The organism is Prevotella melaninogenica, from assembly GCF_018127925.1.
In the GTDB taxonomy this organism is placed as follows: Bacteria; Bacteroidota; Bacteroidia; order Bacteroidales; family Bacteroidaceae; genus Prevotella; species Prevotella melaninogenica_C.
The window spans coordinates 399979-421819 of sequence record NZ_CP072348.1 but is presented as its reverse complement, the minus strand read 5'-3'; the positions used below and the strand labels follow the sequence as shown (position 1 = coordinate 421819).

The 21841-nt window shown below is 35.1% G+C and carries 14 protein-coding genes and 3 pseudogenes; 4 read left to right on the top strand and 13 right to left on the bottom strand.

The features are described from left to right. Positions 1 to 6 precede the first annotated feature (6 nt). The 12 genes from J4861_RS07210 to glf form a co-directional block, all read right to left on the bottom strand. Complete coding sequence (locus tag J4861_RS07210; protein ID WP_211817425.1) at positions 7 to 1056, bottom strand: acyltransferase family protein; 1050 nt, start codon at positions 1054 to 1056, stop codon at positions 7 to 9. A 369-nt stretch (positions 1057 to 1425) separates the two neighbouring features. Continuing rightward, on the bottom strand, positions 1426 to 2127 hold the full coding sequence (locus J4861_RS07205) for an acyltransferase family protein (protein WP_211817424.1): 702 nt from the start codon (positions 2125 to 2127) through the stop codon (positions 1426 to 1428). Positions 2128 to 2139: 12 nt separating this feature from the next. Further along, positions 2140 to 3312: an EpsG family protein gene (locus J4861_RS07200; RefSeq protein ID WP_211817423.1), complete on the bottom strand. Its 1173-nt coding sequence runs from the start codon at positions 3310 to 3312 to the stop codon at positions 2140 to 2142. A gap of 268 nt (positions 3313 to 3580) precedes the next feature. Next, a complete protein-coding gene (locus J4861_RS07195) occupies positions 3581 to 4522 on the bottom strand; it encodes a glycosyltransferase family 2 protein (protein ID WP_211817422.1) in 942 nt (313 codons plus the stop codon). Positions 4523 to 4573: 51 nt separating this feature from the next. After that, on the bottom strand, positions 4574 to 5650 hold the full coding sequence (locus J4861_RS07190; RefSeq protein ID WP_211817421.1) for a glycosyltransferase family 4 protein: 1077 nt from the start codon (positions 5648 to 5650) through the stop codon (positions 4574 to 4576). A 5-nt stretch (positions 5651 to 5655) separates the two neighbouring features. After that, positions 5656 to 7206 (bottom strand): MATE family efflux transporter, encoded by a 1551-nt coding sequence (locus J4861_RS07185; protein ID WP_211817420.1) that lies wholly within the window; start codon positions 7204 to 7206, stop codon positions 5656 to 5658. A 744-nt stretch (positions 7207 to 7950) separates the two neighbouring features. Then, entirely contained in the window at positions 7951 to 8865 is a 915-nt protein-coding gene (locus J4861_RS07180; protein WP_249110906.1) for a LicD family protein, read from the bottom strand. Continuing rightward, positions 8855 to 9694: an NTP transferase domain-containing protein gene (locus tag J4861_RS07175; protein ID WP_211817419.1), complete on the bottom strand. Its 840-nt coding sequence runs from the start codon at positions 9692 to 9694 to the stop codon at positions 8855 to 8857. The genes J4861_RS07180 and J4861_RS07175 overlap by 11 nt, the downstream gene beginning before the upstream one ends. Next, a complete protein-coding gene (locus J4861_RS07170) occupies positions 9691 to 10671 on the bottom strand; it encodes a DMT family transporter (RefSeq protein WP_211817418.1) in 981 nt (326 codons plus the stop codon). Before J4861_RS07170 ends, J4861_RS07175 begins: the two co-directional genes overlap by 4 nt. Then, positions 10672 to 12273: a phosphotransferase gene (locus tag J4861_RS07165; protein ID WP_211817417.1), complete on the bottom strand. Its 1602-nt coding sequence runs from the start codon at positions 12271 to 12273 to the stop codon at positions 10672 to 10674. Then, complete coding sequence (locus tag J4861_RS07160; RefSeq protein WP_211817416.1) at positions 12270 to 13013, bottom strand: hypothetical protein; 744 nt, start codon at positions 13011 to 13013, stop codon at positions 12270 to 12272. The genes J4861_RS07165 and J4861_RS07160 overlap by 4 nt, the downstream gene beginning before the upstream one ends. 43 nt (positions 13014 to 13056) lie before the next feature. Continuing rightward, positions 13057 to 14232 carry a UDP-galactopyranose mutase gene (glf, locus tag J4861_RS07155; protein ID WP_211817415.1) on the bottom strand — a complete coding sequence of 392 codons (1176 nt, stop codon included), beginning with the start codon at positions 14230 to 14232 and terminating at the stop codon, positions 13057 to 13059. A 711-nt stretch (positions 14233 to 14943) separates the two neighbouring features. Between glf and J4861_RS07150 the strand changes: the two genes are divergently transcribed. Beyond that, entirely contained in the window at positions 14944 to 16311 is a 1368-nt protein-coding gene (locus J4861_RS07150) for a transposase (protein WP_211815910.1), read from the top strand. A gap of 316 nt (positions 16312 to 16627) precedes the next feature. On the opposite strand, the gene J4861_RS07145 is transcribed toward J4861_RS07150, so the two are convergent. Continuing rightward, positions 16628 to 17662 (bottom strand): IS110 family RNA-guided transposase, encoded by a 1035-nt coding sequence (locus J4861_RS07145; RefSeq protein WP_211817414.1) that lies wholly within the window; start codon positions 17660 to 17662, stop codon positions 16628 to 16630. Positions 17663 to 18066: 404 nt separating this feature from the next. Between J4861_RS07145 and J4861_RS07140 the strand changes: the two are divergent. From J4861_RS07140 to J4861_RS07130, 3 pseudogenes are all read left to right on the top strand, one after another. Next, a pseudogene (locus J4861_RS07140) lies at positions 18067 to 19368 on the top strand (IS1380 family transposase). Positions 19369 to 19627: 259 nt separating this feature from the next. Beyond that, positions 19628 to 20218 (top strand): annotated as a pseudogene (locus J4861_RS07135) (IS1634 family transposase); the annotation flags it as partial. A 200-nt stretch (positions 20219 to 20418) separates the two neighbouring features. After that, positions 20419 to 21690: pseudogene (locus J4861_RS07130) on the top strand (IS1634 family transposase); the annotation flags it as partial. Positions 21691 to 21841: the final 151 nt, after the last annotated feature.

Sequence of the window (21841 nt, the reverse complement as noted above, 5' to 3'; positions counted from 1 at the left end):
TAGTTTTCATCTACCACCAACTATTAATTCTGTAAATTTAGGAAAGTTCGCTTTAAGTAAATAATAGATGCATACACTAATTAACACTACTAACAATGGTACCATTATTAACATTATTGAGGCAGTCCAATTATTTACAGGTATTATCATGGGCCAGCATCTATTAAACGGTATTATTATAAATAAATGAAAAGCGTAAACAAAAAAAGAAGAGGAAGACAGATAATTATTTACCTGCAAATTCTTATTCAAGATTCCTTTACAGACAACTGCAGGTAGGGTCAATGAACCTATAAACAAAAGAACCTTATACCAATAAGAACCTACCATAACTGGAGTAAAAGGCAACAATATAATAGATAAAATGACAAATGTAACGAAAGGATAAATCAATTTCTTCAAATCAGTAAAATCAATAGAATAAATTGCAAAAAAAGAACCAACGCCATAAAATAGGACTGACTTTACCCAGTCCATATCAGTAGCAATAAAATTAAATGGATTAAAAACAAAGAGTCCAAAACTTATCAAAAAAAAAACAAAGGGTACTCTTTTGAGAAGCAAATAAAATACTGGAGCAAATAAATTTAATATCATAAGATTCCTTATAAACCAAAAAGAATACAATATCGGCATGCCATAATACATCCCCCCAAAATTCCAAAATGAATTAATTAGCTCAAGAAATGAATAATTATATACCATTTTACGTTCTTCTCCTCCCATTATATTGGAAAAAGAAATCTGCACTATCAACATAAACAGCAAATAGAACAAATTCCAAAATATATAAGGTATTAATAAGGTTCTAATACGTTTTCTTAACTTTATTGACCATTTCTGTATATCAAACTCATTCATATCATAAAAGAACAAGAATGATGAGATGATAAAAAAAACAGGTACAGCAAAGGCTGTTAAACACCCTAACATATATCTAAAAATTTCATACCCTTCTAATTTTTCAGGTAAGAAAAAAACTGTATGTATAAAAACAACACCTATTATCAAAGGAAACCTAAGAAAACTTATTGTTTGTGATAGCGACTTATTCATATTAATTTCTTTCACCAACTGCGATTTCTGTTATTCTTGGAGCATATATCAACAAAATCTTATATATACCTAGACAGAGATAAGCAACAAGAATAGGAATAACCAAAAGTGCTACAGTAGCGGTCCAACCGTTTACCGGAAGTACATACACCCATAACTTTGCTGGAATATAAATGATAAACATATGAAAAACAAACACAAAAAAAGAGCCTTTAGATAAGAAATCTTTTTTTTGCAAAAAACCTATTTCTAAACAACGAGACACCCACAAAGGAATTATTAGAATCCCTATAATCTGGGCTAATCTGTTTAAAGCAAACGACTTAACGTCATTACTCCATAGATAAGTATCGATTCCTACCAATAAAATTAGAAGAAACGATAACGGATAAATATATTTTTTAATACTATAATAAAATCTTTACCATTAATACTAAACCATGCTCCCAACATATAAGGGTAGGCACAACGCATACCAATTCCAGGAACATAATGAAAAATTTGAGATAAAAATAAAAAAGTAAAGCCCAAGATAATCAATTTACTAATTTTATTCTTCAACATGAAATATATTATAGGAGAAAAAATATTTATAATCATTAAATCTCGAATAAACCATAAAGGAATTAAGCCTTGACTCAAATCCCAAAAGCAATTAAGAACTTCTCCAAATGTCATATCAACAAAACTCTTCTTATAAGTAAGAAGAGATGGACTTATTGCATTAACTAAAGCTACAAAAAGAATAAATACAACATTCCAAATAAAAAAAGGAATAAGAAGAGAATGTACTCTTTTTTTAAGTTTTTTTTCTATTATTCGCCAGCTAAACTTATCCATTCCACAGAAAAATAAGAAACCTGAAATAAAAAAAAATAAAGGTACAGCCATATTCCCAAATTCACTTTGGTAAATATGCGCAAATAAATCAAAAAAAGGGTATTGCCCATGGGCAACATAAATAGTTCCTCCTATTGGACGATCTATTATATAAGTGTGTAAAAGAACTACCGCAACTATAAGAGGGAAACGTAATGTTGCAATTGTTTGAGATGTATTATTACTTATCATTGAAAGATAACGTTATTTTAAATAAAAAATAGATCTATAAAACTTATTTTTATCATAATTACTATCATATTCATATTCATCATAAATAACATCATTAGGACGATGACCTTCTGTTAAAAATGATTTGTAAGGATTAATTAAATCTCCCCACATAATCACTATACGCAAAAATAATACAGTTATTAAAACATACATTCCTCCTATAAAATTTAAGGTTTTTTTTTCAACAGTTGCCAAATAAGGGATCATATAGATAATTCCTATCATATAATACCATGCTTGTCTACCAGCACTGGAATTAGTCACGAAAAATAATAATATTGCACAAAAAGCCAGACAAGCATTAAGGAAAACAATATTTACCTTATTCTCTGATATTTTATCGTATCTTTTAAAAATGACATACAAAAAGAAAACAGCCTCCAATACATAATCAAACCTAAAAGAATGTCCAAATCTTTCATACTGCTCAGTACGCTCCATAAATCCCGTAGTTTCACCATAGAGAGAATATAAATTAGCAGACACTCCAGTAGCTCCAATTAGAAATAATAGAAGCATCGCTATTATGATCGCTTTCTTAGAAAACTTCTTTACTGGAATAAAATACATCGGTAAAAAAATAATAGCAGAATTATGAAATTGATAGGCAATAAACCAACAAATTAAAAAAGGAACTACTCTCCTCTTAATTACATATCTAAATGCATACCAAGCGAAACATGTAGCACATACCTGCCTTAGGTAGGTAAATGTAAAAAAGAAAAAGAGAGCCGTAAAAATCAAAAGTCCAAATGGATAATTTACCAAATATTCTTTCAATGATAGATACAGCATAAAATATATCAAAAAAGTAAGAATTAATATAAAGATATATCTATTAGCTGTAATATGCGATATCAAAACATTTATAATAACATAGGACATTTCATTAGAATAGCCCATTATAGCAGAGTCTTTTGCAAAAGGATCTAAATCAGCAAGCACATAATCAGCAGTATGGTCAAATAAATCACAATATCCATAACGATCATATCCACCCAACATATCTCCTAACCCTACAATTAAAGCTAAAATAAAAAGAAAAAAAGCTAATTGTTTGGAGTTAGAACTTGTTAATCGACCTTCTTTGAAAGAAGAAAAAAAAATAAAACTAATAACTGTATATATAAAGATATAAATCATATAAATTGTACTTAAAAGTCCTTTATGCTAGTTCCATTATTAAAGCTAATACTTTTGTCTCTTTATAACGAAATAAACATTTGGATTAGGATAAATTAAAAGTTTTTATAAAATAAACTAATAGTCAAGCTTAATATGAGAAATACACTTGTAGAGTATATTTCTAGCTCTATATACGAGTTCAACAATAGAATATTAATTTCAAATGCATCATACTTAAAAATAAACTATCTCAAAATATCTATTAGAAATCATACAACCCACATCTCTATTTTTTACGAAATAATCTATATAGACGTATCGCCAATATATAAAGCCATTCATGATTGACTACACTTAGAAATAAATTAAACTTTCTTATTCCTGTATTACTGACAGGATAAATTCCTTTTTCTCTGAAAATATTAAGATCACGCTTAACATCCTCTATAGAATAATCAAGCGGAAATAAACTGTAAAGGTAGCCAGCTGCTGAGAAATTCATCCATTGTGCATAATCATCAGCGTAAGACTCCTGCTTTATACCATCAAGTAGGGATTTAAAATTGCAGATAGTTTCACGAGAATCTGCGACAAGCTTTCTTTTATGTCCCATCCCAGCACTACGCATTACAGAAGAATTATTGTCATCACTATAGCAATATGCTTTTAAAGGTATTTGTTTAACCTCCTTCAATAAAGGATAAATCTGCATCAAGAAAAACCAATCTTCTTGTGAATATCTAGCTGGCTCAAACCGTACATGAGCATCTTCTATAGTACTTCGTCTTATAATCTTTGACCAAAGATACCCATTAATATGCCTTTTCTTTATATACTCGATTCCTGAACCGACAAAAGATAATAATGGGGCATCATTGTATGCAACTACCAATGTATCTACAGAATTATCAAGTTCTAATAGGATTGTATCAAGACATCCATCGACTACATAATCATCAGCATCAACAAACCATATAAATTCTCCTAATGCTTTATCTAACAAAAAGTTACGCGCAGCTCCAACTCCTTCATTTTTCTTTGAAAAAGCTCTTATACATTTCCATTGTGCCGCATAATCATTGATACATTCTAAAGTCTTATCAGTAGAACCATCATCAACAATTACTATTTCTATATTATCAGTATTCTGAGAGAGTATAGACTCTAAGCATCTGGGTAACAAATGAGCAATATTATAGGCAGGAATAAGTATTGATATTTTTTTCATATTAATAAGGGATATTTAACTTCTGCAATATGATATGTGTAACTTATTTCTTCAAAGCTGATTATATAACTGAATCCATTCTTTTGAAATATTCTCTATACTAAATTTCTGAGATAACTCATAAGACCGCTGCCCCATTTTCTGACGCAAAGAAGCATCTGAAATCAGTTTAATAATACGATTTGCTAATTGCTCTATATTACCAACAGGTCTAATTAGAAAACCATTTCCCCCATCTTCTATCAATTCTCGAGGTCCAGAGGGACAGTCAAATGCAACAATAGGAAGCCCACAAGCTTCAGCTTCTGTTAAAACTAACCCAAAAGCCTCAGTCCTGGAACTTAGAATAAAAATAGAACTTTCACAATACTTTGAAATGATATTATTTGTAGCACCACACAATATCAAAGAAGAAGATAATTCCTTTCTATCTATTAAATTTTGAAGTTGCTCTCTTAATATTCCCTCTCCATAAATATGAAGTTTCCAATCTGGAAAAGAGGCAAAAACGATCTCCCAAGCATTTATTAAAAAATCAAATCCCTTCTGATAATCAAGACGACCTACAGCAATAGCCGTCATATCCATCACCAAAGACTTATTTTTGGGTACAATAGTTAATGGGTTGTATATATAGGTTACATTGCCAAGCCACTGACTCCACCTCTTACAATCAGTCTTGGTCAATACAACGACTTTATCATAATATCTTGCTATGTAAATCCTTCTGAATTTCTGCAATTCTGTTAATATTTTACGTTTAACAGGATTCTTAACTCGGCTCATCCAGACTTGAGAAATGTCGTACGAGAAATGAAACTCAAAAATTTTTTTACTGCCATCTTTTATTTTATAGAGAAAATAAAATTCACTTCCACCAGTTGATACAGTAATATCATATTTGTTTTCCAATAAGCATTGTTCCAGTCCTTTTCTGTAAGGAACCTCTTCTGCAATATCAATTCTATGAATCGTTTTATCTAAAGGGAAATAATCAGGTCTATTACCTTGAGCTTTTGTTATAAAAGTAATATCAAATAAATTACACAAACTATTGGCACGAACCGTTAAAACACGCTCCATACCAGCTGAATTGTACAAACCATTGACAATATATGCTATTTTCATACAGTTTACCTTTTAACAAACAGGTATTTTAAAAATGTTTTTTTTAGAATATAGTTTTTACAAAAGACTTTCGTATTTACATCTAAAAGAAAGGAATAAGACATACTACATATAAAAGAAGTGCAAATTAGCAATGTAACAAATAATTTCATCCATACATTATCAAAAGATAAAGTAATAAGCCATGCCAAAAGAATTGACAAGAAAGCAAGTAGAATTAAAGGAAATAAAGTATTGACAACAAACGCTTTAACATCAAATTCTGATAGTATTTTCTTTAAGACAATCACGTAAAACACAGTAGATATTGGTGAGACCAACAAATTCATTATATATGTTAACACGTAAGAACCTGTTATCTTAAGTGTAACAAAAAATAACACAAGGGCAACTACATACGATATTCCTAATGCTAAATTTATACCACGAACATGCCCTGTTGCAACAACACCATAATAGATGAACGGATTAAAACTAAAGAAAATAGTATTAATCAATAATACTTGACATAAGACAACAGCACCATTAGGGACAACGTCCAACCATAGTCCCATAAGAAAATCTAAATTAAAGAATATTGGGACGACACTCAAAATACAAACAATAACCTGAAATTTTGTCCCCATGCATATCAGATAATTAAATCGAGTATAGTTTCCTGCAGCATATTCCTTAACAATCTGAGGACGAAAAGCTAAAGTTATATTCCCCGCAAATGCAGACAATATTCCCATAACCTGACCTGCGACACCAGCAGCAGCATTTAGTAGCGTACCAAAAAAACGATTAAGTAATACATTTAATCCTTGATCTTTAATCGTATTCGTAACATTCCCAAACATACTCCACGCTGAAAATGCCAACATCTGCTTAAATAATGTTTTTTTAAAGACGAAAATCAAACTACATTCAGCAAAATTCCTTTTACAATAATAGCGATAATATAATAAAAAGGCTATAGACAAAGAAACATACAGGATACTATACAAAATAAGATGATCTATAGTTACTATTAAAACAACAAAAGCAATACCAAGCTTTAAAATTGCATTGAAAACTTGCAAATAGGCAAAAGCTCCCATTTTTTCATGTGCATTAATAGCAGCATCATAAGGTACCTGAGTAATCCCTAATACAGTGCTCAAAACAGCAGACTGGTAAACCCAATTAGCTGCAACCATTCTCCCTTCAGGAATCACAAGTTGTGTATTTACAAACCACAATCCTATTGTTTCTGCTAGGAGCAAAAAAGATAAAGCCAGCATAACATGAATGTAATAGGCCGTTGAAAATGTTATTTGGAGGTCACGCAAACTACCTTTTCCTAAAGAGTATGTCAAAAAACGAGAAGTTGCTGTTCCTAATGAACTAGTCAACACGTTTATCATTGCAATAACGCCACCAACAACAGTATAGATACCGTAATCAGAAACGCCAAGAGCCCTTAAAACAATTCGGGAACTATAGAAACTAATTGCCAAAGTAAAAAACATACGAAAATATAACATTGTCGCATTTTTGGCAATTACTTTATTATTGGAAACATTTTGAGACATAATTTAATATTTAAACAGAGTACTTCTCGATAAAAACAAAATCCTCAGAATTATATATCTATTTTAAGACTCTTCTAAAGATGAAGTAATTAAGTTTATTAAAATAAGGACTCTTGAAATTAGAAATGAAAGTACCTAACGACTTACCCTGTACATTTTTCCTTAAAAGAAATCTTTTCCTCTTTAAAATAGTATCTATATTGCAATCATTGTCTTTTGCTGTCACTTTTAACATTTAGTATAAACACACTACAAGTCAACATCTTAAAAGTTCATTACAGATGACAGAAGTGACAGGAAATTTTATTTTAAAGAAATAGCAATATCATAGAAAGCAAAGATATGGAATGACAATGGAGTATTCCCCCACAGAACCATTATTGGTGAAAGATGTCAATAAGTTGTCTCCAAATCAATAACATGCATTATCATATGTCCTTTTATTTCATATTAGTAATACGTTATCATAAACTTTTCTTCTCAATCCTTATCAACGTGCGGATACCTAACACTCATCGTGTAAATGGTAAATGCTATTGGTGCAAACAGTAATGACATACAGACTAACTAGGCATAAAGGAGGCTTATTGAATGCGAAGAAACATAAAAGACTACAAAAGCTTACACCATGAAGAATTATAGTAGTATCTCTCGAATCTTAAATAAGCATATTTTAATGATACCATATTACTCTATTCATACACAACATTAATTTACATATTAAAATATTGAAAACAAATGATGTTAGATCATTATATCACAAAGAATTACTTTTTTTTTTAATTTACGAACCTCCTCTACAGAATAACGATGCTGAAAGTCTATAAAATAACGTGCATGACTACTTAGACGCTTATCTATAGGAGGTGGAGTCATATAATCACCGTACGTACGAGTAAGATACTCATCATAATTAGATGGCATCAGAACTTTGATATCCTCAAACTGCATTATTATACCTTTACCAAACCACTCAATAGGCATAGGTTTACTTTCACAGGATATAATAGAATAAAGCCAATAGTACGAAGATCTTGGTGCTTCTTCCAAACGTTTCATAAATTTTCTTATAAGAAAAAGAGATGGTAATCTTAATAGTTTAAATACCGAAGTATCCAATAAGACTGTAACCAATCTACCAAACTTACCTTTTTTACTTATAAGCCTTATCTCACTACAGATTTCTGCAAAAGAATGTTTACGAGACCCATGACCATAGATAAGCCATAGATAACGATATAATTCATTATGCTGAATCAGAGGCTTACAATAATTTTCATCATAAAAATCCAAAGGAAAAATATCAACATAAATACCCAAAGCAGGTTCTCCAAGTTTCTCTATTAGAGTAGAGTTACGTTGACACCATTTTGCAAAATACAGATAATATCCTTTATTTTCAATATCAACAATCTCATACTCAGAGCTTTCAAGTGTACCCTTTAATGATAAAAACTTATTATAATCTTCACGCGGCATATACACATCTATATCATCATCCCATGGAATTATTCCATGATGCCGAACAGCTCCTAGAGCTGTCCCAAAAGCAGCATAATATCGAAGATTATACTGCTCACAAAAATTAACAAACCCTTTTAAAGTAGATATTAATGTTTTTTTTAACATAACATCCTCTTCAGAATCATTATACTTCATCTTCTTTTTTATATATATATCTATCACCTTGATATTCAAAACTGAATGCTGGAATCCCAACATTTACTTTTTGAATATTCTTTATATCTTTTTCTAAGCACTGAAGACTATCACAGATTTTCTTTATAATAAGAGAACGAGTATTTGATATATATGAAATGTCGAAACATTGTAACTCTGCAAGAGAATCAAATTCATTAATCACCCCCGTCTCAAATTTACGAACACGCATAAGTGGTAATTTACCTAAATTTTTAAGATATACATCTTCCCAATATCCTTGCTTCACTTCCTCTTTTATATACTCTTTACGTAAGAGATACTTAAAAACTCGTGAAAACTCAACTGAAAAGAAAACTGGTCCTACCATATACCAAGCGTCAGAACCACCAACATCTACACTGATAATATTATCGTATTGGTCTAAAGATAGACAATATTCCATCGTTTTACCTTCACAATACTCAGCAGAGTATTGAGAAATTAATGGCTGGTCATTAAAGACATTCTCTGTGAAATAATTATCAGAAGAGCATATCCATGTATCTGAAAGCCGGTCAAGTACGCACATTAAAGTAGATGTATTATTATATCGTGCATAATCTGGATTATAAACCAACGTGACTCCAAACTTACTACTCAAATAATCAAATTTATCAGCCATGTAGCCAGTGACAACTGTAATATCTGTCACTCCAGCCTCCTTGAGCTGCCTGATTTGACGTTCAATCAATATTTCCCCTTTAACCTCAAGAAGGGCCTTAGGACATTCCCACGAAAGAGGAATAAAGCGGGATGACATCCCTGCAGCCATTATTATAGCATTCATACTTCTTTCTTTTTTTTATGGATAAGTGTAGCTATAGCCACACCACCTATAATCAACAGCGATCCAATTACAATATTCCATGAAAGCTGATTTCCAATAAAGATAAAAGTGAAAACTACTGCCCAAAAAGAATAAGTAACATTAAAACAAAGAGCCTTAGCAGCCCCTATCAAATCAATAGAAGTATACCAAAGGAAGAAGCTGCTCATACCAACAAATGCTGTAAGCAGTAATAAACTCCAACAAGGAGGATAGGAGAAAATGGCTCTTAAACCATCTTGAGAAGCCCCAAAACCACCTAACATTAAAGGAGATACCACTAAAATATATGCAGTACCAGATGTGACTTCACGCAGTAATAATGCCATTTGCGGCTTAACCCTGCCATTTTTCATTCCATATCCACAAATAACAGCCTCTGTAGCCCAACCAATCGCTGCTATAAGAGAGAATAAAACTCCTTGTGATACATTTATGTTCTCATTTTTTTCTGGAGAATACCCTATCCAAACAATACCTGCTACACATATTAGCAGACCTATCCATCCACGCAGTTGTACTTTCTCTTTTAAAATAAATATAGCAAGAATTGAACCTAACAAAGGATAACACGCTGTTACAGTTGCAGCCAAAGCTGGACCACCTTTTGAGATAGCCATCAGATAAAATGTCATAGCCAAAGGGCCACCGAAAAGCGCTCCTAAAATACAAAAAAATCCATCTTTAGAACATAGTGCATCTCGAAAAAACTTAAGTTCTCCCTTCAAGCCCATTATTAATATCATCCAAACTGAAGCAAAAACATCATGTAACATACTGCAAACAAGTGCTCCGCCTACCAATAAAATTGGGTTCTCGACAAAAGGGCTCATAGTCATAACAATACCAAGGAGTACTGCGTCAAGTCCCCAAGTTACACCAGAGCCTATTCCAGAGATGTATCCTTTTCGAATAAGAAACTTTGTGTTTGCTTTCATTTATTTAATACTTATTGATTTAAGATTTTGAATTGCACGATTGTAACGATCTAACCCATAAGTGCCAAAATCATCCCCTTCCGCTTCCTTGATACAGGTCCATAAAGCCCAAAGGTAATCCCACAACACCTGATAAGCAAGAATTTTCTGAGAAGTTCCTTCGGGTACATTGCCATCAAAATATTTTTTAAGGACATAATCTACATTCTCTGCTGTAAATTTATTTTCAAGAAATAAAGCAGCAAAATCTGCCATTGGATCGTTCATTCCAGAATACTCCCAGTCAATAAGAAAAATCTTACCATTTTCATCTATAATGAAATTTTCCGCAACAAGATCATTATGGCATGGCTTCACTTCAACACCTAATTCAAAAAGGTAGTCCTCAAGAGCCATAACTTGTTCTCTAACCTTTTCAAAACCCTCATACATTTTTCCACGAGCCTTCGTTAGAAGTTTTTCATACTTTACAATTTCATGAAAAATATTAAATTCATTATTAAAACGTACTTTAGAAGAATGTAGCGTCCTGAATATAGCTGCTATCTGCTTCATATTTGACATTCGTTGAACAGTTCCAGCATTAAGAGGTTCTGCATTATGAATAAAATCAGCCAGCTTAATACCTGTATTCTTATCAAAATATCTTATGGAAGGGTTTAAACCGAGACGACATCCAAGCATCCCATTCACATCTTCATTATTTCGCTCAACCATACCCTCTGAACCGATACCTGGCACACGTAATACATATTCACACCCATCAGGTGAAGTAACCTTAAAATTCTTATTACTCATACCACCGATTTGTTCTATCTGCCAAGTCTCATCAACGTGCTTTTCAGAGAAGATTTTCCGAAGATGGCTATATAGATTTTCCTTATCATAAGGATTTTCTTTCCTACGAAGACGAGGATATACGTAATTTGACAACATCCTGAAATCGTCTTCATTGTCAGCCTCCCCCCATATTAGATTAGGAAACATAAGAAATCTACGATCTATAAGTTCTGTATTATCAAGTAAAAGATACTCATAATTTACACGCTTATTGGTCGACTGTTCATAAGCACGACACATAAGATAAAAAGTCTCCTTATTTATACGAGTAACCCCTATCATCTCACCATCTATATGAGAAATCTGATGATAATCTTTTGATATCCGTTGTACTCTTCCTTGCCTTATTTGCACAAAAGCCTCATCTCTGTTTCCAGACTCTTCTGTTATACAGAAACAATTGCCTTCTTCAACCTTAGATACTCTTTCTATTAGTTTCTTTTCAAAGAATGTATCACTTTCTATTAATAAAAAATCTTCTTTAATATATGGTTCTACAACAGCTAACGAACCCATTGAAGATGTAAATTCATATTCTTCATTATCTATCAGCTGAACATTCTTATTTGCAAACTTTGTAAATAAATGCTTCTGATAGCCAACAACTATCAAGATATTACTAATCCCATATTCTTCCAATATAAGAATAATACGTTCCAGTAAACATGTTCTTTTTCCATCTCCTATGAAAAACTCTTTCAAAGGATAAGGTATACAAGAATTCTGCTCTTTACGCGCAGCTAAAATAACAGCCGTATTCATATTTTGCTTTTAAGAAAAAGAGAGAATGTAAAATAAGATTTCTCCCTATAAGGATTAACGATATAAGACGCACTAACTGGCAAATGAAAACTACCAAACTTGAGATTTGTTTCATATTTAAGGGAAACATTGACTATGTTAAATCCAGACTTATAATCTGTATAAAATCCCTTATTTAAGCATGACCCTAAGGCAAGAGTTAAAATGTTGTTATCCTTAAATTTATAAAAGTAAGCCAACTCTGCATAAGAAGAAAAAGCTTGCCTACCTTTTAAATTCTTATCTGCACCAAAAACATAGGACGACAATGTTAACAGAAAAGGTATCTTTGTTGGACTCAATATACTATACATTTCTATATAATGTCCTGTACTTCTATTAGCTAAATTAAAATATTTATCTTTGTTACTAACAGTAGAGGGATAATAGTAATCAGCTAAACCTACATAAAGCCTTTTATAAGTATATCCAATTCCCAGATCAACTTCAGAATGACTACCATTAGTGCTGTAAACACCTTCTAAGTATGCATCAAAATTTTTCTTCTGATAAGATATTTTTGCAAAGGTAACTGTACCTGTTCCATATTCAATACCACGCCAAACATATTTTGTCGATAACTCTAAAGAAGTCTTTATGGGTGATTCTTTACCATTTATAGCATCTACAAAAATCGTTGAATCACTTATTTCTGCAAAACCATTCCGAGAAGAAAAAAACAAAAAGAATATTAATATCAAAAACCTCACAAAGAACACCCTTTTATATGTAAAATAAAACATTTTAAAAAAAGTATCGCATCACACGTTCAACAATAGGAGCCATGTCATAATATTTATATTCAGCCAATCTTCCTCCAAAAATAACAGCAGGTTCTGTTGCGGCCAATGCACGATACTGTTTTGCAAGCTCATTATTTTTTTCATCATTTACAGGGTAGTAAGGTTCCATACCTTCCTGCCATTCCATTGAATATTCATACGAAACGACAGTTTTAGGATTAGTATAAATCTCCTGCCCAAATAATTCAAAATGTTTATGTTCTATAATACGTGTATAAGGCACTTCTGCTTCTGTATAATTGAAAACAGCATTACCCTGATAATTAGCAGTGTTCAAAACCTCCTGTTCAAACCGAACTGTACGATAATCCAACTTACCTAAACTGTATCCAAAATATTCATCAATCTTGCCTGTAAAAACAAGTTTTTTAGATTGTACTTTAAAGTCTTTAATTTGTAAGTTATGATTCCCTTCCTCTGCGTCATAAGAATGTTGACACTCAAAAAAATCTGTATCAGTATTCGTCTCTACCCCTTCAAGTAAAGTATCTATTAGCTTATTATACCCACCAATAGGAATACCCTGATATTTATCATTGAAATAGTTGTTATCGTAAACTAAACGAACAGGAAGACGCTTGATAATAAAGGCTGGTAATTCTGTACATTTCCTTCCCCATTGTTTTTCCGTATATCCTTTTATCAGTTTTTCATAAATATCCTTACCTATTAATGCTAGAGCCTGTTCTTCAAGATTGCGAGGTTCGGCAACTCCCTCAGCCTTCATCCTAGCAACAGCTTCTTCTCGTTGTTCATCAAGTTTCTTTTGCGCTTCTTCAGGTGTAGTTACTCCCCACACCTGACAAAATGTATTCATATTAAAAGGTAGATTATAAAGTTTACCCTTATAATATGCAACAGGTGCATTAGTAAAACGATTAAATTCAACAAGAGAATTCACAAAATCCCACACACGCTTACTAGATGTATGAAAGATATGAGCACCATATCTATGTACATTTATTCCTTCTATCCTTTCACAATAAAGGTTACCTCCAACCTGTGAGCGTCTGTCTATTACCATACACTTTTTCCCTTGCTTAGTAGCCAAATAAGCAAAGGTAGCACCAAAAAGGCCTGCGCCAATTATAACATAATCATATTGTTTAATAGTCATATCTAAAGAAAGATTTTAAATTAAAAAAAATAAAATTTACACGAAACAGAATAATGATAGATTTTAAGAATAGTTCCTCTCCCTACAAACAATGAATAGCTTGCAGGCTGACAACTATCACGGTCACTCCACATAAGAACGAATGGGCAAAAATAAATAGACGTGGTACAGTAACAATCGTTAACCCAAACAATAAAACTGTGTTGGTCAATTCAGTAGATGCTTCGTTCGCAGAATCTTTCTGTTAATAGTTCTAATTTCCTTTATTATGGGTACAAAATTAAATAAAAAAAATGAGAAAAGAAAGAATATTCATAGAAAAATTGCAGGCACACGATATAAAAAAGAAAGAATGAGCAACAAAGCCTGACCCACCAACTGGCCCCTCCCCCTCGCCCCTCCCCCAAAGGGAGGGGAGTAATCACCGAGATACCCCTCACATATGATGACATAGCAAAGCCATAATGCATAGGGACAAACCTAATACTCCAGCCATATATCCTGCATTGAATATGTCAATAAAGAATATGTTTTTATGGCATTATGGCATCAATTAAAATATATCATTATGGCTATATAACATATTTAGGGATATTCAGAATTTTTCTAACTAATTGTTTGTCAGCATAATATATTATTTGTACCTTTACATAAAATCCCCCGAACGACCCATCACGGGCAGAATCGGGGGAAAACTTAAAATAAATCGTCGTGAAGATACAAAAAATTTCTGATATAACACCAACTTTGCCCTTTACAGAGTTCGATTTTTTACAGAGCTATCGTGAAAGCTTTGCACAAAGCGAACTTGGACGCATTCATTCCCAGCTCCCACTAAAGGAGTTGGCAGCAGAGTATACGAACCTTAGCCATAAGAGCAAGCGAGGCAAAAAGCCTCTTTTCTCGGGTGAAGGAGAAATAGCCCTAATGTTCCTTAAGTCATACACAGGTCTGTCTGACGATGGTCTGATAGAAATGCTTAACGGAAGCATCCACATGCAGATGTTCTGTGGTGTTCTGATAGACCCCTCCTGTCCCATCAAGGATGGAAAGATTGTAAGTGCCATACGCAATCGTCTTGGTCAGTTTCTTGACATAGACAGCTTTCAGGGCATATTGTATGCCAAATGGAAAGACAACCTTAAAGACAAAGACCTGTGCTTGACGGATGCAACCTGTTACGAGAGCTACCTGCGTTTTCCTACGGATATCAAGCTGCTCTGGGAGTGTTGTTATTGGCTTCACACTCTGCTGGTCTCCGAGTGTAAACACCTCTCAGAGCGTATTCCGAGAAGCAAGTATAATAATATTGACAAGGCCAGGCTTGCATACGCTAAGCAGCGCAAGCACACAGCCTCGTCCACGCGCAAGCTCAGGAGAAGACTCCTGAGGCTTCTGTCCAAACTCCTGTCCCAATGGAATCGTCTGCGTAAACAGTACAGTCCTTGCATCTGTCTGTCGGCAGAACAAGAAAAGCGGCTGTCCGCTGTGCGTGAGGTATGCCTCCAACAGTCAGAACTATTCTCCGGCAAGGAAGTCAAGCACCGTATCGTCAGCATCGACCGCCCCTACCTCCGTCCTATTGTCAGAGGCAAGGAAAACAAGCGTGTAGAGTTTGGGGCAAAGGTCAACAACATACAGATAGACGGCATATCATTCATAGAGCACCACAGCTTTGAGGCATTCAACGAGGGTGTCCGTCTTAAGCTATGTATAGAATATCAAGAATCTTTGACGGGAATCAAAGTCAAGCGTGTAGGTGCCGATTCCATATACGCCAACAATGCCAACCGCACTATGTGTACAGAAAAAGGCATAACGACCTGTTTCACTAGAAAAGGTCCAAGACCCAAAGAAGAAGCTGAATGTCTCAAGACAGCGAGAAAGATTATTGGAAACCTCAGAGCTACGGTAATGGAGGGTAGCTTTGGAAATCAAAAGCAACACTATAGCCTTGGACGCATCAAGGCACGCAATATGTTTAGCGAGAGGCTACTACTCTTCTTCGGAATCCATACAGCAAATGCTGCCATTCTTGCCGCAAGGGAGATGGCTCGGAGGGTGAAGAAGGCTGCCTAATAAAACTTAAGGATAATTTTACAAGTCCATAGATAGTATGGAAAGGGCAGGTGTGCTCATATGACTCATTATTTGAGATTTTTGAACAAATAACACAGCATATTCTTTTTCTGGGACCTTCTCCAAGGAAAAGAATGCAGTTTTTGGCTGCCTTGGAGAGCTCTAAGAGGGAATTAACTGAAATTCCCTATTTATTCACAAATGACTATATTGAATATGTCATTAAAAATATGTCTTTTTGTCATTATGGCTCAACATTATCTATACTTTTATGCTTTCTATGTCAAAAACCTCCAATATTTCTTATTTTAACTATTTATTTAATATTTACACTTTGTGTTGCCAAACAGATGTTGTCAGGTTGATACATGCAACCAGTTCTGACCATTGCAGTTATAATGGCAATCATTTTATTCTTGACATTATTCAGTGCAACCATAGGTTTCTTTCCTCGTTCTATAAGCCTTTGATAATACTTTGCAATCTGTGGACAAGTTCGTACAGCGGCTAATGCAGCCTGTGTGAGGAGCGATTTGAGCATCTTATTAGCTATAAAGCCCACTCGTGGATCAGTGTGTACGCTTGTGCCAGAATCACGTCCAAAAGGTGCTATACCATAGTAGCAAGCAATCTTTCTTGGGTTGTATGCGAACTTAGTAAAGTTGTTCGTATATACCATTAAACTGACAGCGTTGATAGTTCCAATACCTGGCATAGATGTGACAATGGCAAAAATACTATAGAGTTGGTTATCTGATTCGATATATTCCTTTATCTTTTCATCACACTTGGCTATTTCCTTATTTATCTCGGTAATGATATGTCTGGCACTCTGACTTATCACATTCTTGTTAGCGGATTTCTGTTGTGTAAATCGTTTTTCTATACGCCGTACCTCAAAGCTACACCTATGTCGTACGAGGTGATGACGGTATAGAAAAATCTCTCGTAGCTCTGTTAGGGATTGACTCATTGGTTCATACAGCTGTACTCTGTCCTCAAAACGCAGAGCGTACTCTGCTATCATAAAGGCATCAACGGTATCGTTCTTTAGGCGTTTTAGAGGAAATGTCCGTTTGATGACCAGTGCATTTTCTATCCATACGTCATATCCTTGCGCATAGAGCCAGTCACTCATCATACGACTATATCCCCCTGTAGTCTCTCCACAAAACAACCAAGAAGAGCATGGAATATCCTCTACTACTGAATTAATCCACTTAATCATTTTACGATAACCGCTAACTTTGTTATCGAACAATGCATGTTCTTGTGTAGATGTTGACTTAACGATAATAGCTACATCGAACTTTTCTTTTGAGAAATCAATGCCAATTAAAACTTTCTTCATAACTTTGCACTTTATGGAAGGCTAGCCAATAGTTGTTGGACGCAAGACTCTAAATAGGCTCGCAGCCTAGACTTTCTATTAGGTCTCTGCAACTATACAGGATGGAATAAAACATAAGCTGGAATAGAATTCCTAGTCATTCTATAGTTTCCCTATCCTGTAGGCTGGTTCTTCCTTTTAACAACAAAGGTAATGAATCAACCTTGCTTCCTAAAGGGGATTATACCCTGTTTAAGTTTCTTGCTGCAAACTTAGAGTCATTCTGTATTATTCCTTAATTCCGCAGAACAAAATCTTATAAGAAACCCAAGTGCCTGAGCAACAATGTCCTCAAAACACTTGGAGATGTCAGAAATTTCACCTAACTTAGTGCTGTTAAATAAAAAACAAGCAAAACAACTGACATGACAAAGATAGCAATTAAAAACGAGAATATCACTTCTTTCGGTGGAATTTATCATATTATGGACGTATTTTCAAAGTTGGGCTTTGAAAAACTCACAGAATCTGTCTTGGGTAAACGTGGTAGCAGTGATAAGGCGTTTAGTCATGGAAGCATTTTCGGTTCTCTCTTCTTCAGTTACCTTTGTGGTGGAGAATGTCTTGAGGATATCAATACACTTATAGAGCAGTTCAGGCAGAGACCTGGTACGCAAATGCCTGGTGCCAACACTGTAGGACGTGGACTTAAGGAGCTTGCCGAAGAAAACATCGTCTATAAGAGCGAGACCTCTGGAAAGTCGTATAGCTTCAATGTAGCAGAGAAACTGAACACCTTACTTCTGCGAATGATACGACAGATGGGGCTTATAAAGGTAGGCAGCCATGTTGACTTGGACTTTGATCATCAGTTTATTCCTGCCCACAAGTTTGATGCAAAGTATTCTTACAAACAGGATTTTGGCTACTTCCCTGGTTGGGCTTCCATTGGGGGCATTATCGTTGGAGGTGAGAATCGTGATGGAAACACCAATGTGAAATTTCATCAGGAAGACACGCTTCGTCGCATTATGGACCGAGTAATCTCAGAACTTGGTGTGACAATAGAGCGTTTCCGTGCCGACTGTGGGTCGTTCTCAAAGGAAATTATCCAAACTGTAGAGCAACGCTGTAACACATTCTATATACGTGCTGCCAACTGTGGCACTCGTTATGAAGAGTTCCGCCAACTGAAAGAATGGAAGAGCATCGAGGTTGGTTATGAAAAATGCGATGTCACATCCGTCAACACGGACAACCTCATTGAAGGAAAGTCATACAGACTTGTCGTACAGCGAAGTACTTTAAGGGACAAGGATGGTAAGAAACAGACGGATATGTTCGGAGTGATATACACATATCGCTGTATCCTTACCAATGACTGAGTGTCAACCAAGAAAGACATCATTACATTTTACAATAAACGTGGAGCGAGTGAAAAGAACTTCGACATACAGAACAATGACTTCGGCTGGGCACATCTGCCCTTTTCCTTTATGGCTGAGAACATGGTGTTCATGATGGTTACCGCCATGCTGAAGAACTTCTATCTCTATCTCGTCCGTCGTATCAGCGAAAAGGTTAAGCCATTGAAAAAGACAAGCAGATTGAAAGCCTTTATCCTGCATTTTGTCAGTGTGCCAGCGAAATGGGTGTGCACAGGAAGGCAGAACGTTCTAAACCTTTATACCAATAAAGCATACTACTCTGAAGTTTTCCTTGAATAAACAGCATTTCTTTGTGGCATTCATTTTCCCTATTGGCTTGGGTGGGGGATTTTATGCGCCTGCAAGGGCAAATTCCACTCTAAGGTCGCTTCTTATCCCAAGTTTAACCGGCAAAATTATTTTTCATAAATTTTCGGGATGTTTTGTGTAGTATCAATTTGATAAATGATTGATAATCAAGTGTAGAGTATTGTTGTGAGGAGTAAAATCTGATTTGTAGGACACAGCCATATCAAAAATATTTTGTTACTTTGCACTCATGCACGCAAATGTACAGACACGATTCAACCCTGCCACAGGCGACATGGCTCCTTATTATCGCATCAAGGAGTCATATCGTGACGTGCAGGGTCATGTACATTCGCTAATTCTGTTGAACATCGGGTTCGAACCTTCACTTACTGCTGTACAGGTTCGAAAAATTGCATACGCTCTTACCGAACGCTTCAAAAAGAGAAGTACACCCTCGCTTTTCATAGAACATCTTGACGGTCTTACTCCTTTTGAACAGGCAAAGGCTGACGAATGGTGGATCCGTATGGAGAAAGAAGGTGGAATCGATCGGTTTAATAAGGAAGAGCAGAAATCGCTGAGAAAATATGAGAACTACGTTGACCTTGAGACGGCAAACTATACTGACGCAAGGAATGTTGGTGCAGAGTGGCTCTGCAAGCAGACAATAGACAAGCTGCAGTTAGAGGGTTTCCTGCGCAGAAACGGCTGGACGGAGAATACGATACGTACGGCTTTATCAGCATTGATTGTTCGCGCAGTATATGCAGTTTCTGAACGTTCGTCTTATTATTATTTGCGCGATAACTCGGCTGCTGGTGAACTTTATAGTGGAGGAGGGTGTGTCAAAATAGGCACATTCTCTCTTTTTATTTTCTAAAACTTACTCTGTCCACAAAAATAGTCAACAGTTTTCATCAAAACAGTCGACTATTTTTCAAAAACAGTCGACTGTTTTTTTTAAAAAGGGTTGACGGTTTTCACAAAATAGGTCAACAATTTCTTCAAAAAGAGGAAGTGTCTATTTTGACACACCCTCTCAATTCTCTGTATAAAATCACTGACAAATTATATGAACTAAAGGAACAGTTAGAGCATCATCTGTGCAGCATTACTGACGTTCTCTTTAATATAGACAACAAGTTGATGCTCTTCGACTTAACCAACTTCTATTTCGAGGGTAGCAAGCGTAATAGCGATAAAGCCAAGTTCGGTCGTTCAAAAGAAAAACGCTCTGACTGTAAGCTACTTGTACTTGCATTATGTATCAATAAAGAAGGTTTTATACGTTATTCTTCAATCTTAGAGGGTAATACAGCAGATCCCAAGTCTCTACCCAATATGATTGATACGCTGGCAAAGAGGAATCCATCACGAAGCAAGGATACGCTTGTTGTCATGGATGCAGGTGTTGCCACAGAAGAGAACTTGGAGTTAATAAAGAAAAAGGGTTACAATTATCTCTGCGTATCCCGTACGCAAATGAAGGACTATACGCTCAGTGATGATAACAAGAGTGTTACGGTAATGGATGCCCGTCGGCAGAAGATAACGCTGAAAGAGGTTAAGACAGAGGATGATAAGGATTATTATCTCGAAATAACATCTCCTTCGAAAGCTATGACAGAGTCGTCCATGAACAGGGTTTGGAGAGAGCGTTTTGAGATGGAACTGCAGAGGATAAACAATGGAATCTCCAAGAAAGGTGGAACAAAAACCTATGAAAAGGTTGTTGAACGTACAGGACGTGCCATACAGAAGTACCCTTCTATAGCGAAGTTCTACCAGATAAGCTACATAAAAAACGAGAAGAAACCCAAGCAGATGCTGCGTGTAGACTGGGAGATAAAAGACCTCTCGGCAATGGAATCTGGTCATGGAGTCTATTTCCTCCGCAGCAATGTCAGGACACTTTCTGAACGTGTAACATGGGAATACTACAATCTCATTCGTGAGATAGAATGTACGAACAGACAACTAAAGAATGATCTCAACCTCCGTCCTATCTATCATCAGAAAGATGAGCGAAGCGACGCACACCTTTTCTTCGGTTTATTAGCCTACTGGGTGGTAAACACTATCCGTTGTCAATTAAAACGAGAAGGAGAATCCTGTTACTGGACCGAGATAGTACGACGTATGAGCACCCAAAAGCTCGTCACCACAAAAGGGAAGAATCCATTAGGTGAAACCATCGAGATGCGCCAATGTAGTAGTCCTTCGAAGCAAGCAAAACAGATATACGATAAGTTGAACTTAAAACACTCACCATTCAAAAAGAATAAAATTTGTAGGACACAGAGCCCATAAGAAAAATGAGGAAAGTACGGTGACAGTAACAATTAGGCGAAAGTGGGTGTTAAACTTGGGTTATCACATGTAGAGGCAAAAAGACGCCTCAACACATAAAATCATCTCACAAGAAAAAGTGCTGCGAAATTGAGGTTATTCTCTATCTTTA

What these genes read in the sequence shown, in the direction of transcription:
- J4861_RS07175 (WP_211817419.1), bottom strand. Translation starts at nt 9,694, where the DNA reads ATGAATGCTATAATAATGGCTGCAGGGATGTCATCCCGCTTTATTCCT.
- J4861_RS07200 (WP_211817423.1), bottom strand. Translation starts at nt 3,312, where the DNA reads ATGATTTATATCTTTATATATACAGTTATTAGTTTTATTTTTTTTTCT.
- J4861_RS07210 (WP_211817425.1), bottom strand. Translation starts at nt 1,056, where the DNA reads ATGAATAAGTCGCTATCACAAACAATAAGTTTTCTTAGGTTTCCTTTG.
- J4861_RS07190 (WP_211817421.1), bottom strand. Translation starts at nt 5,650, where the DNA reads ATGAAAATAGCATATATTGTCAATGGTTTGTACAATTCAGCTGGTATG.
- J4861_RS07180 (WP_249110906.1), bottom strand. Translation starts at nt 8,865, where the DNA reads ATGAAGTATAATGATTCTGAAGAGGATGTTATGTTAAAAAAAACATTA.
- J4861_RS07145 (WP_211817414.1), bottom strand. Translation starts at nt 17,662, where the DNA reads ATGAAGAAAGTTTTAATTGGCATTGATTTCTCAAAAGAAAAGTTCGAT.
- J4861_RS07185 (WP_211817420.1), bottom strand. Translation starts at nt 7,206, where the DNA reads ATGTCTCAAAATGTTTCCAATAATAAAGTAATTGCCAAAAATGCGACA.
- J4861_RS07165 (WP_211817417.1), bottom strand. Translation starts at nt 12,273, where the DNA reads ATGAATACGGCTGTTATTTTAGCTGCGCGTAAAGAGCAGAATTCTTGT.
- J4861_RS07205 (WP_211817424.1), bottom strand. Translation starts at nt 2,127, where the DNA reads ATGATAAGTAATAATACATCTCAAACAATTGCAACATTACGTTTCCCT.
- glf (WP_211817415.1), bottom strand. Translation starts at nt 14,232, where the DNA reads ATGACTATTAAACAATATGATTATGTTATAATTGGCGCAGGCCTTTTT.
- J4861_RS07195 (WP_211817422.1), bottom strand. Translation starts at nt 4,522, where the DNA reads ATGAAAAAAATATCAATACTTATTCCTGCCTATAATATTGCTCATTTG.
- J4861_RS07170 (WP_211817418.1), bottom strand. Translation starts at nt 10,671, where the DNA reads ATGAAAGCAAACACAAAGTTTCTTATTCGAAAAGGATACATCTCTGGA.